Origin of the sequence: Streptosporangium amethystogenes, assembly GCF_000721075.1 — a bacterium.
GTDB classification, from domain to species: Bacteria; Actinomycetota; Actinomycetes; order Streptosporangiales; family Streptosporangiaceae; genus Streptosporangium; species Streptosporangium amethystogenes.
On record NZ_JOEQ01000004.1, the window covers coordinates 279,385 to 290,534 of the forward strand.

Sequence of the window (11,150 nt, forward strand, 5' to 3'; positions counted from 1 at the left end):
GGCAGGCCCGGTACGGCGCGTGCTGATTTCCGGCACGCGCCGTACCGGGCCTAAAACATCGATAGGGTCCTGCACATGGCCGCACGTCCCTTGAACGAAGTCGTGGAAGCCGGGTGGGCCGAGGCCCTGGAACCCGTCGCAGAGAAGATCGCCGAGATGGGCGAGTTCCTCCGGAGGGAAGTGGCGGAGGGCAGGCAGTACCTTCCGTCCGGGGCCAACGTGCTCCGCGCCTTCCAACAGCCCTTTGACCAGGTCAAGGTGCTGATCGTGGGGCAGGATCCGTACCCCACGCCGGGTCATCCCATCGGTCTGAGCTTCTCCGTCGCCGCGGACGTACGCCCGATCCCGGCCAGCCTGCGCAACATCTACAAGGAGCTCACCGAGGATCTCGGGCTGCCGATGCCGAGCAACGGCGACCTGACCCCCTGGGCCGATCAGGGCGTGCTCCTGCTCAACCGGGTGCTCACCGTCATGCCGGGCAAGCCCGCCTCGCACCGGGGCAAGGGCTGGGAGGAGGTCACCGAGCAGGCCATCAAGGCCCTCGTCGCGCGCGAGCAGCCGATGGTGGCGATCCTGTGGGGACGCGACGCCCGCAACCTGCGCCCGATGCTCGGCAAGATCCCGGCCATCGAGTCGGCCCACCCCAGCCCCCTGTCGGCCCGCAGCGGCTTCTTCGGCTCCCGCCCGTTCAGCAAGACGAACGAGCTTCTCCAGCAGCAGGGCGCGACCCCCGTGGAGTGGAAGCTCCCCTAGGCTCCGTTCCGCGGATCTCGCGGCGGGCAAAAGATCCAGCGGACAGGTCCCCTGCCCTGTCCGCCCCTAACCAGGCACTAGGATTTCCACCATGAGTGATGAATCGGGCACTGAACGCTATTTGCGTCTGACTGTTGAGCTGACCGTGGAGGTGCAGGACATCGCCTCCCTGCAGGCCGCCGCGCTGAAGGAGATCAACCACCCTGACGCCGACCTGGACGACGACGAGCGCAAGGAGCAGGCCGAATTGGTCTCGGCCGACGAGACCGGCGCCACGGCGCTGCAGTGGCTGATCGAGCCGGACCACGTCCTGGGTTTGATCGAGCACGTCGAGCAGATCGAGCCCCGCGAGGCCGTGCTGGGCGTCGAGCCCTCCGAGGGCCCCTCGGACGAGGACGAGGACGAGGACGACCACGCGGGCCACGACCACGCCGGTCACAACCACCGGCGGGGTTTTCGGCACCCGGAGCATCCGACGGGTATTCACTCCATGGGGACGAGCGGCGCGGGGTAGCCGGGGACGCCAGCGGGGAGCTTCCACGGCTCGTGGATCACCCGCTTCGGCAGGGTGGCGAGCTCGGGGACGTAGCGGCGGACGTACTCGCCCTCCGGGTCGTACCTCTTGGCCTGCCGGATGTGGTTGACGGGCCGGTTGGGCCGGGTGTCGTTGCCGGTCCCCGCGACCCACTGCCAGTTGCCGTAGTTGTTGGCCACGTCGCCGTCGAGCAGCCGTTCGAAGAAGTGGTCGGCCCCGACACGCCAGTCGACACGCAGCCGCCTGACCAGGAACGAGCCCACGATCAGACGGGCCCGGTTGTGCATCCAGCCCTCGGCGAGCATCTGCCGGATCCCGGCGTCCACGATGGGGATTCCGGTCATGCCCTCCCGCCACGCCTGCGCCGCGTGCTCGTCGTCACGCCACTCGTGCCCGCGCGGGCGGTAGTCGTCCCGGTTGATCCGCGGGAAGGCCCGTGTCACCTGGTAGAAGAAGTCCCGCCAGCACAGCTGCCTGACGAACTCGCCGGGGTCCCCGGCCTCCCTGGCCAGCGACTCCAGCTCCAGCGGCGAGACGCAGCCGAAACGGAGATAGGGGCTGAGCCTGGAGGTGCGGTTGCCCGCCATGTCGTCGTGGCCGTCGGCGTAGTCGTCCACGCAGTGTCTCAACCACTGCTCCATCCTCCGGCGCCCGGCCGTCTCACCGCCCCTGAACAGCTCGTAGGTCTCGGGACCGGGCTCGGGCAGCCTGCCGGGGCCCAGGGCCCCGGGGACACGGACCACGCCGGGGGCCTTGAGCACATCCCTGCGTGGTTGCCGGCTCCAGGCCCGCCAGTAGGGGGTGAAGACCCGGTAGTGGTCACCGCCGCCCGACGGCCTGAGCGCGTCCGGCGGCACGACCGTCAGGCCGGGGAAGGCGCGGAACGCCATCCCCGCACGCTCGCACTCCGCCGCCAGGCGCCGCTGCCTGCGGCGCGCGAGGGCGCTGACGTCCGTGCCGGTGTGGACCGCCCCGGCCCCCGACTCCCCCGCCAGGCGCATCGTCTCCGCGACCGGATCACCCCTGCGCACGATCAGCTCACCGCCCCGTTCACGGAGCGATCCGCGCAGGTCGGCGAGGCATTCGGCGAGAAATCCCAGGCGGTTGCCCGCGGGTATGTCGGGGTCGATGACGAAGAGTGGTATGACATGACGTGCGCGCTCGCACGCGGCGGCGAGCGCCGGGTGGTCGTGCACCCGGAGATCGCGGCTGAACAAAACGATCACAGTATCGGTCACGTTTTCCCTTCGCCGGGTCACGCTCCGCCGGTTGCATCCGCCGGAGGCTCGGAATTCGAAAGAATGTCCGGGGAGCGACCGCTCGTGTCGCCTGTCACGCTGGTACGGCAGTAGCGGGCTTGAAATGGGATGAGATGGAAAAGCAGCGACAGGTGACCGCTGATGAGGAGCCGGGATACGGCATCGGCGCCGTCTCACGCCGCCTCGGCGTACCCGCCCCCACGCTGCGGACCTGGAACCTACGCTACGGCGTGGGCCCGAGCCGCCGGAGCCCCGGGGGGCATCGGCGCTACGACACCCGCGACCTGTGGCGCCTGGAGGAGATGAACCGGCTCATCAGAAGCGGGGTTTCCCCCTCCGACGCGGCACGGGAGGTCCTGAGGATCGAGACCGTCCCACCGGCGGCTCCGGAGGCGGGCACCGAGGAGATCTCCTCCCCCGCGACGGAGCGGCCCGGCATCCCCACGGCGGCGATGCTGGCGCGGGCGGCGATGATGCTGGACAGCCGAACCGTCTACGACTGGATAGAGGAGTCGCTGGTCAGGCACGGCGTGCCGTGGACCTGGGAGCGGCTGGTGGTGCCGGTCTTCGAGACGATCTGCGAGCGCCAGGCCGAGAGCGGCGCGAGCGTCGAGATCGAGCACCTGTTCTCCGACCGGCTGCTGGCGGCGCTGATCCGGCTCACCACACGTCCCGCTCAGCCGGTCAACACCCGCCCGGTGCTGCTCGCCTGCGCCGAGGACGAGCAGCACAGCCTGCCGATCTACGCTCTGGCCGCCACGCTGACCGCCGACCACCGGGTGGAGACCCGGGTGCTGGGCGCCAGGACCCCGTACCCGGCGCTGGCGGACGCGATGCGCCGGCTGGGCCCCGCGGTGGTCTTCGTCTGGTCCCAGCTGCCCGCGACCGGCGACCCCGCCCCGCTCGCGTCGCTGCCCGCGCTCCGCCCGCCGAGCCTGGTCGTCGCGGGCGGTACGGGCTGGTGGGAGGGGCTGCCGGCGTCGGTCCCCCACGTCACGTCGTTCCAGGACGCGCTCACCCGCGTCCTCTCCGCTCTGGCCTGACCGCCTTTCTCCCTCCCGTTGACCGGCGTGCCGCCGTGCCCTGCTTGCGATCACGCCGACCGGCCAGGTATGAATAGGTTTTGAATAAGTTTTCTCGATGGGCGGAGGCGTCATGACGGATAACCTGAACATCCGGTTCGCCGAGGGCGACGATGCGGCCCTGGCCGAGTGCTTTACCGCCCACGGCTCCCTCATCCGCTCCTACCTGCGGCGATTCGTATCGCAGCAGGAGGTCGAGGACCTTCAGCAGGTCGTGTTCGCCGAGGTCTGGCGGTCACGGCACCGCTTCGACCCGGCCCGCAGCCTCCCCGCCTGGATGCTCGGCATCGCGCACAAGCGCGCGGTCGACCAGCTTCGGATGCGCACCCTGCGTACGGTGCCGCTGGACGTGGTGGCGGATCCGGCCGGCGACGACGGCAGGATCGACGGCGACGGCCTGGCCGAGCGCGACCAGGTGCGCTGGGCGCTGGCCAAACTGCCCGCGCCGCAGCGCCAGGCGATCGAACTGGCCTACTACGGCGACCTGACCCAGCGGGAGATCGCCGAGAGGCTGCGGGTCCCGCTCGGCACGGTCAAGGCCCGTACCGCCCGCGGTCTGCGCCGCCTGTCCGACATCCTCACCCCGGTCGCGGCGTGAACGGCTGGACGGACGGCACGGCCGTCATGGAGCGGATCTTCGCTCACCTCCGGCTCCGCGCGCTGCTGGAGAGCGACTGGCGCCCCCGGGACCTGGTGTCCTTCCACGCCCGGCACAAGATGCAGCTGCTGGCCCACCACCCCGTGGCCTACCGGCAGGCGGGGCGGGTGGTGGCTCAGGCGGGCGTGCGGCCCCGCGAGGAGCTGGCCGCCGACTACGCGAGCCTCTTCCGCGCGGCGTTCGCCGTCGGGGCCGGCATCGGCCGCAACGTCAACGTCCTGCAGCACTGCATGGGCATGGTGGGCGACTCGCTCGACCCGGCGCACCGGTCCGAGCTGGTCGAGGCCATCGCCTCCTACCAGGCCGGACAGGTGGCACTGAGCGTCCCCGCGGCCCTGCTGCGCGACTACGCCCGGGGCGAGGCCGCGCGGTACGTACGGGACCAGACGTTCTTCTCCCCGTACTCGGAGGATCTCCGCGACCAGGTGACCGACTGAGCCTGCGGCCACCGCGGCGGTCAGACGGGCGGATTCAGTCTCACCACCGCGAGGGAGTGGGCGGGCAGGGACAGTTCCTCTCCCCGCACCGTCGCCGACGCCTCCGAGGCGAGCAGGATGTGGCCGGGCGCGGACCGTCCTGGCCCGAGCCTGACGGTGAGCGGGACCGGACCGAGGTTGGCCGCCACCCTGAGTCCTCCCCGGTGGACGACCAGCCAGGACTCACCGTGGTCGACCCGGACCCGGTCCAGTCTCGGGTCCGTCAGCTCGGGGTGTGCCCGGCGCAGCGCGATCAGGGCCCGGTACCAGTCCAGGTGGGCCCGGTGGGCGTCGTCGTCCAGCTCGCTCCAGTCGAGCTTGGACCGCAGGAAGGTCAGCTCCTCGCCGGGGTCGGGGGCCTTCTCCGCCCAGTCGTCGTAGCCGAAGCCGACGAACTCCCGCCGCCGCCGGTCGGCCTCGCCCTCGCGCAGCTGCGGCTCGACGTGATCTGTGAAGAACAGGAACGGCGTGCGCGCGCCCCACTCCTCCCCCATGAACAGCATGGGGGTGAACGGCGAGGTCAGCAGGAGCCCGGCGGCCAGCCGGAGCGCCTCGGGCGCCAGCCGGTCGCCCTCCGCGCGGTTGCCGATCTGGTCGTGGTTCTGCGCGCAGCAGACGAAGCGGTAGCCGGGCAGGTGGGCCGCCGGTCGGCCGTGGGACCGCCCCCGGAAGGACGAGTAGGTCCCGTCGTGGTAGTAGGCGCGGGTCAGCACCTTGGGCAGTGCCCCGTAGAAGTCGTCGTAGTAGCCGTGCCGCTCCCCGCTCACCGCCACGTGCAGGGCGTGGTGGACGTCGTCGTTCCAGGCGGCCGCCAGGCCGTATCCCCCGGCCTCGCGGGGGGTCATCAGCCGGGGGTCGTTGAGGTCGGACTCGGCGATGAGCGTCAGCGGCCTGCCCACGGCCGCCGACAGCGCCTCCGTCTCGGCGGCGATCTCCTCCAGCAGGTGGACGGCCCGGTCGTCGCGCAGGGCGTGCACGGCGTCCAGCCGCAGGCCGTCGATGTGGTAGTCGCGCAGCCACTGCATCGCGTTGCCGACGAGGTAGGCGCGCACCTCGTCGGAGCCGGGGCCGTCCAGGTTGACCGCCTGCCCCCAGAAGGAGGAGGCACTGGAGTGGAAGTAGGGGCCGAAGGGGGCGAGGAAGTTGCCCGAGGGCCCGAGGTGGTTGTAGACGACGTCGAGGATCACACCGAGCCCGCGCCGGTGACAGGCGTCCACGAGGCGCTTGAGCCCGTCAGGGCCGCCGTAGTTGTCGGTGACGGCCCACAGGTCCACGCCGTCGTAGCCCCAGTTGCGCCCGCCGGGCACCGGCGGCACCGGCATGATCTCCACGAAGTCGACGCCGAGTTCCGCCAGGTGTTCCAGCCTGCCGATCGCCGCGTCGAAGGTGCCCTCGGGGGTGAAGGTGCCGATGTGCAGCTCGTAGATGACCGAGCCCGGCAGGTCACGCCCCCGCCACAGGGCGTCCCCCCACTCGAAGCGGTCATGGTCGTAGACCCGGCTCGGGCCGAAGATCCCCTCCGGCTGCCAGCGGGTACGGGGATCAGGCAGCGCCTCGCCCCCGTCCAGCCGGAACCGGTAGTCGGTGCCGTGCCCGGCACCGGGCACCTCCGCGAACCACCAGCCGCCGCCCGCGGACGACATCGGGTAGCGCACCTCGCCGATCTCCACATCCACCGCCGTCGCCCGCGGCGCCCAGACCTCGAACATGCTCAGTCCCTTTCCAGGAGTGCGACGGGGTGGACCGAGAGCAGGTGGGCGAGCGGGATCCTGCCGGTGTACTCAACACCGGAGAGCAGGTCCCGCCAGGTACCGTGCGGCAGGGTGAGCGTGCTGCCTCCCCAGCCGCCGCGCCGCTCCAGGCCGACCGGCAGCCGGGTGGCCACCGCCACCGCCCGTTCCCCCCTGGCGAAGGCGATCGCGTGCTCCCCGGCCTCGATCGGGACGTACGGTGCCGCGGGGTCCAGCCTCCGCCGCAGGTCCAGCGCCCGGCTGGTGATCGCCAGCTTGGCCTCGTCCCAGGACAGGCCCTCGGTGGCGGGACTCGGGTGTGCCTGCTCCGGGTGGGCCTGGCTCGCGTGAGCCTGGGCCGCCGAGAGCATCCTGCGGCGCAGCGGGAAGTCGACCGGGCGGCGGTTGTCCGGGTCCACCAGGGAGAAGTCGGTGATCTCGTTGCCCCAGTAGAGATCGGGCACGCCGGGCAGCATGAGCTGGACGAGCTTCTGGCCCAGCGAGTTGGACCTGGCGTACGGCTCGATCCGCGTGGCGAACTCCTTGATCGAGGCGCCGCACTCCTCGACGGCCCGGGTGACGAAGTCGCGGATGCCACGCTCGTAGGCCGGGTCGGGGGCGGCCCAGGAGATAGAGGTCTTGGCCTCGCGGGCCGCCTTGAACAGGTAGTCGAAGAACCTGTCGGGGCCGATCGGCCAGGAGGCCATCAGGTTCTGCCAGGCCAGGTAGTCCAGGGCCGGGTCGAAGGAGACCTTCGAGGACCACTCGCCGACCGCCGCCGCCCACTCCTCCGGAAGCTCGGACAGCACGGCCAGCCGGGCCCGCACGTCCTCCGAGCGCTTGGTGTCGTGGGTGGACAGCGTCGTCATCGTGCCCGGCGACATCCGCCGGCAGAACGCGTGGAACTCCTCGATCGGCTCGCCGAACCTGTCGGGCTCACCGCCCACCTCGTTCAGGCAGGACAGCGGGTACCAGCGGTAGAGGGCGGTGTCCTCCACCCCCTTGGCCATCACCGGGCCGCAGGTCTGCTGGAAGCGGACGACCGCCTCGGCGGGCCCGGCCAGCACCCGCTGGACGACCTCCGCCACCGGGGCGCCCTCGGGCAGCCGTCCCGCGGCGACCTGTCCGGCCTCCTCGACGATCTGGGCCGAGATCTCGGGCACCGGCTCGCCCGGCACCGCGTAGGCCCGGTAGACCGGCATCGCGGCGAGCAGCTCCACCAGCGTCCGGCGGTCGGAGCCGACGGCGGCGTGCAACCTGTCGATCTCCGAATCGAAGAACAGGTTCAGCACCTCCGCCTTGGACTCGCGGACCACCGCGGCGTAGCCGGCGGGCATGCCGGTCTGCAGGGTGAACAGCTCCACCAGCGGCTCTTTCCCCGCCGGGTCGACGAACAGCCCGGTGATCCGGTTGAGCACCTCGTAGCCGGTGGTCCCGTCGCACTCCCAGTCCGCGGGCAGCCGCTCGGAGCCGATCAGGATCTTCTCCGCCACGGTCCACACGCCCGAGGCGGCGCGCAGCCGCGACAGGTAGCCGCGCGGCTCGGCGAGCCCGTCGGGGTGATCCACCCGCAGCCCCTGAATGATCCCCTCCCGGACCAGCGAGAGGATGACGGCGTGCGTGGCGTCGAACACCTCCGGGTCCTCCACCCGCAGCCCGATCAGCGAGGACACGTCGAAGAACCGGCGGTAGCCCGGCCCGCGCCGCCAGTCGACCAGCCGGTAGTTGGTGTCCGGCAGCGGGAAGACGTGGTCGTGGTAGCGCAGCACGTCACCGTCGACCACCGCCTCCCCCGAGTCGCCGAGCACCGGCAGGTTCACCTTGCCGTCGCCGCCGGCCCAGTCGATGTCGAACCAGGACGCGTACCGCGACTTCTGCCCCTCGGCGAGCACCGACCACAGTTGCGCGTTGCCCGACTCCGGCACCGGGACCGTCATGTGGTTGGGCACGATGTCGACGACGATGCCGATCCCGTGCTGGGCGAGCGTCGCCGACATCGCCCGCAGTCCCTCGACCCCGCCGAACTCCTCGCGGACGCGCGAGTGGTCGGTCACGTCGTAGCCGTGCCTCGACTCCGGCACGGCCTGCAGGATCGGCGACAGGTAGACATGGCTCACCCCCAGGTCCCGCAGGTACGGGGCCAGCTCGGCCACCTTGTCGAACCCGAAGTCGGGGGTCAGCTGGAGCCGGTAGGTCGAGACCGGCACCTCGTAGGAGCCGGGCGAGGGCGGGGGCTCGGGAACCTCCTCGGGGAGCTCCACCGGCTCTGGCACGTTCTCGCCGAACGGTGCCGCCCCGGGTTCCGGCAGGACCTCGCCATGGGCGACCTGCGGCGGGACCACACCGGGCACCGGCTCTCGCGGCACCACGGTGGGCACGGGCTCGGGCGGGACCACGGTGGGCGCGGGCTCCAGGGGAGCGGGCTCGGGGGTGGGTTGCGTGATGGGCTCAGACACGGCGCAACACCCTCACCGAGCGGCCGACCACCGGCGCACTCTCTCCGGCCCGGCAGACCCGGGTGTCAACCGTGATCGGCATCGCCGTGTCGATCTCTGTCAGCCACATCTCACCGTAGTCCTTCGGAAGGGTGAACTTGATGACGTCGTGGTGGGCGTTGAACAGCAGCAGGAACGAGTCGTCGACGATCTGCCGCCCCCTGCGGTCGGGCTCGGTGATGGCCTCACCGTTCAGGAAGACGGCCAGCGACCTGGCGTAACCAACGTTCCAGTCGGCGTCGGTCATCTTCTCCCCTCTCGGAGTGAGCCAGGCGATGTCGCTGAGGTTCTCCTCGGAGCCTCGTACGGGCCGCCCGTAGAAGAACCTGCGCCGCCGGAAGACCGGGTGGTCGGCACGGAGCTTGGCCAGCCGCCGGGTGAACTCGAGCAGCAGCCAGTTCTCCCTGACGTCGGACCAGTCGACCCAGCTCAGTTCGTTGTCCTGGCAGTACACGTTGTTGTTGCCCCGCTGGGTGCGGCCCAACTCGTCGCCGTGGGAAATCATCGGAACGCCCTGGGACAGGAAAAGAGTGGTCAGGAAGTTGCGCTTCTGCTGCTCGCGCAGGGACTCGATGGCCAGCGAGGCGGGCCCCTCCTCACCGCAGTTCCAGGAGCGGTTGTCGTCGGTGCCGTCCCGGTTGTCCTCGCCGTTGGCCTCGTTGTGCTTGCCGTTGTAGGAGACGAGATCCTGCAGGGTGAACCCGTCGTGGCAGGTGACGAAGTTGATGGAGGCGGCGGGACGGCGGCTGTCGTCCTGGTAGAGGTCGCTGGAGCCGGTCAGCCTGGAGGCGAACTCGGGCAGCGAGGCGGGCTCACCCCGCCACAGGTCGCGGATCGTGTCGCGGTACATGCCGTTCCACTCGGTCCACCTGGCGGGGAAGTTGCCCACCTGGTAGCCGCCGGGGCCGACGTCCCACGGCTCGGCGATCAGCTTGACCTGTGACAGCACCGGATCCTGCTGGACCAGGTCGAAGAAGGCGCTCAGCCGGTCGACCTCGTGCAGCTCCCGCGCCAGTGTCGCGGCAAGGTCGAACCTGAAACCGTCCACGTGCATCTCGATGACCCAGTAGCGGAGCGAGTCCATGATCATTTGCAGCACGTGCGGGGAGCGCATGAACAGGCTGTTGCCGGTGCCCGTGGTGTCCAGGTAGTACCGCCTGTCGTCGTCGACCAGGCGGTAGTAGTCGGTGTTGTCGATGCCCCGCATGCTCAGTGTCGGGCCCAGGTGGTTGCCCTCGGCCGTGTGGTTGTAGACCACGTCGAGGATGACCTCGATGTTCGCCTCGTGCAGGGCCTTGACCATGGCCTTGAACTCCAGCACCTGCCCGCCGCGCTGCCCGGTGCTGGAGTAGGCGTTGTGCGGGGCGAAGAACCCGATGCTGTTGTAGCCCCAGTAGTTCGTCAGCCCCCGCTCGACGAGGACGTGGTCGGTGACGAACTGGTGCACCGGCATGAGCTCGATCGCCGTCACCCCGAGGGCGGTCAGGTGATCGATGATCTCCGGATGCCCGATCGCCGCGTAGCTGCCCCGGATCCGCTCGGGGATCTTCGGGTGGTTGATCGTCAGCCCCTTGACGTGCGCCTCGTAGATCACCGTGTTGTGGTACGGGGTGCTCGGCGGCCGGTCGTGCCCCCAGCCGAAGAACGGGTTGATCACGATGGAGCGCGGCACGAACGCGGCCGAGTCCGCGTCGTTACGGGTCTCCGGATCGCCGAAGCGGTAGTCGTACACCGCCTCGTCCCAGTTCACATCCCCCTCGACCGCCTTGGCGTACGGATCGAGCAGGAGCTTGGCCGGATTGCACCGCTGTCCCCTCCGCGGATCGTACGGTCCGTGCACCCGGTAGCCGTACCGCTGCCCGGGGCCGACACCGGGCAGGTAGCCGTGCCAGACGAAGCCCTCGCACTCGGTGAAGGTGACTCGTGTCTCCTGGTTCTCCTCGTCGAACAGGCACAGCTCGACGCGTTCGGCGGCCTCGGTGAAAAGCGCGAAGTTGGTCCCCGCGCCGTCGTAGGTGGCCCCAAGAGGATAGGGATCACCCGGCCATATCTCGATCATTGCACCGCCCCTTCAGCGGTGAACAGATATGCCCCGTCTCAGCCCGGCCATGCGCACATCTCCATTCCCGCGACAGTGATCTCGGAGTCACCCGGCGACATCC

The 11,150-nt window shown here is 70.3% G+C and carries 9 protein-coding genes; 5 read left to right on the plus strand and 4 right to left on the minus strand.

Annotation, left to right across the window (positions count from 1 at the left end):
- Nucleotides 1–75 precede the first annotated feature (75 nt).
- Nucleotides 76–753 carry a uracil-DNA glycosylase gene (locus tag IG98_RS0106045; protein ID WP_030906716.1) on the plus strand — a complete coding sequence of 226 codons (678 nt, stop codon included), beginning with the start codon at nt 76–78 and terminating at the stop codon, nt 751–753.
- Nucleotides 754–844: 91 nt separating this feature from the next.
- Nucleotides 845–1,267 carry a hypothetical protein gene (locus IG98_RS0106050; protein WP_245651409.1) on the plus strand — a complete coding sequence of 141 codons (423 nt, stop codon included), beginning with the start codon at nt 845–847 and terminating at the stop codon, nt 1,265–1,267.
- Here IG98_RS0106050 and IG98_RS0106055 read toward each other — a convergent pair.
- Nucleotides 1,237–2,526 carry a cryptochrome/photolyase family protein gene (locus tag IG98_RS0106055; protein ID WP_030906720.1) on the minus strand — a complete coding sequence of 430 codons (1,290 nt, stop codon included), beginning with the start codon at nt 2,524–2,526 and terminating at the stop codon, nt 1,237–1,239. The two genes, IG98_RS0106050 and IG98_RS0106055, sit on opposite strands and share 31 nt — an antisense overlap.
- A 152-nt stretch (nt 2,527–2,678) precedes the next feature.
- Between IG98_RS0106055 and IG98_RS0106060 the strand changes: the two genes are divergently transcribed.
- From IG98_RS0106060 to IG98_RS0106070, 3 genes are all read left to right on the plus strand, one after another.
- Nucleotides 2,679–3,590, plus strand: coding sequence for a MerR family transcriptional regulator (locus tag IG98_RS0106060; RefSeq protein WP_245651410.1), 912 nt, complete (start codon nt 2,679–2,681; stop codon nt 3,588–3,590).
- Between the two features lie 112 nt (nt 3,591–3,702).
- Nucleotides 3,703–4,227 (plus strand): RNA polymerase sigma factor, encoded by a 525-nt coding sequence (locus tag IG98_RS0106065; RefSeq protein ID WP_030906724.1) that lies wholly within the window; start codon nt 3,703–3,705, stop codon nt 4,225–4,227.
- On the plus strand, nt 4,224–4,724 hold the full coding sequence (locus tag IG98_RS0106070; protein ID WP_051751667.1) for a YbgA family protein: 501 nt from the start codon (nt 4,224–4,226) through the stop codon (nt 4,722–4,724). Before IG98_RS0106065 ends, IG98_RS0106070 begins: the two co-directional genes overlap by 4 nt.
- 20 nt (nt 4,725–4,744) lie before the next feature.
- Here the strand turns inward: IG98_RS0106070 and treZ are convergent, their stop codons facing one another.
- The 3 genes from treZ to glgX are packed head-to-tail and all read right to left on the minus strand — an operon-like array spanning nt 4,745 to nt 11,047.
- Complete coding sequence (gene treZ / locus IG98_RS0106075) at nt 4,745–6,472, minus strand: malto-oligosyltrehalose trehalohydrolase (protein ID WP_157594176.1); 1,728 nt, start codon at nt 6,470–6,472, stop codon at nt 4,745–4,747.
- Between the two features lie 2 nt (nt 6,473–6,474).
- Nucleotides 6,475–8,949 carry a malto-oligosyltrehalose synthase gene (gene treY, locus IG98_RS0106080; protein ID WP_245651411.1) on the minus strand — a complete coding sequence of 825 codons (2,475 nt, stop codon included), beginning with the start codon at nt 8,947–8,949 and terminating at the stop codon, nt 6,475–6,477.
- A complete protein-coding gene (gene glgX, locus IG98_RS0106085; RefSeq protein WP_030906732.1) occupies nt 8,942–11,047 on the minus strand; it encodes a glycogen debranching protein GlgX in 2,106 nt (701 codons plus the stop codon). The genes treY and glgX overlap by 8 nt, the downstream gene beginning before the upstream one ends.
- Between the last annotated feature and the right edge of the window lie 103 nt (nt 11,048–11,150).

Bases quoted from the DNA above. Each gene is read 5' to 3' on its own strand.
- IG98_RS0106045 (WP_030906716.1), top strand. From the start codon at position 76: ATGGCCGCACGTCCCTTGAACGAAGTCGTGGAAGCCGGGTGGGCCGAG.
- IG98_RS0106050 (WP_245651409.1), top strand. From the start codon at position 845: ATGAGTGATGAATCGGGCACTGAACGCTATTTGCGTCTGACTGTTGAG.
- IG98_RS0106065 (WP_030906724.1), top strand. From the start codon at position 3,703: ATGACGGATAACCTGAACATCCGGTTCGCCGAGGGCGACGATGCGGCC.
- treZ (WP_157594176.1), bottom strand. From the start codon at position 6,472: ATGTTCGAGGTCTGGGCGCCGCGGGCGACGGCGGTGGATGTGGAGATC.
- glgX (WP_030906732.1), bottom strand. From the start codon at position 11,047: ATGATCGAGATATGGCCGGGTGATCCCTATCCTCTTGGGGCCACCTAC.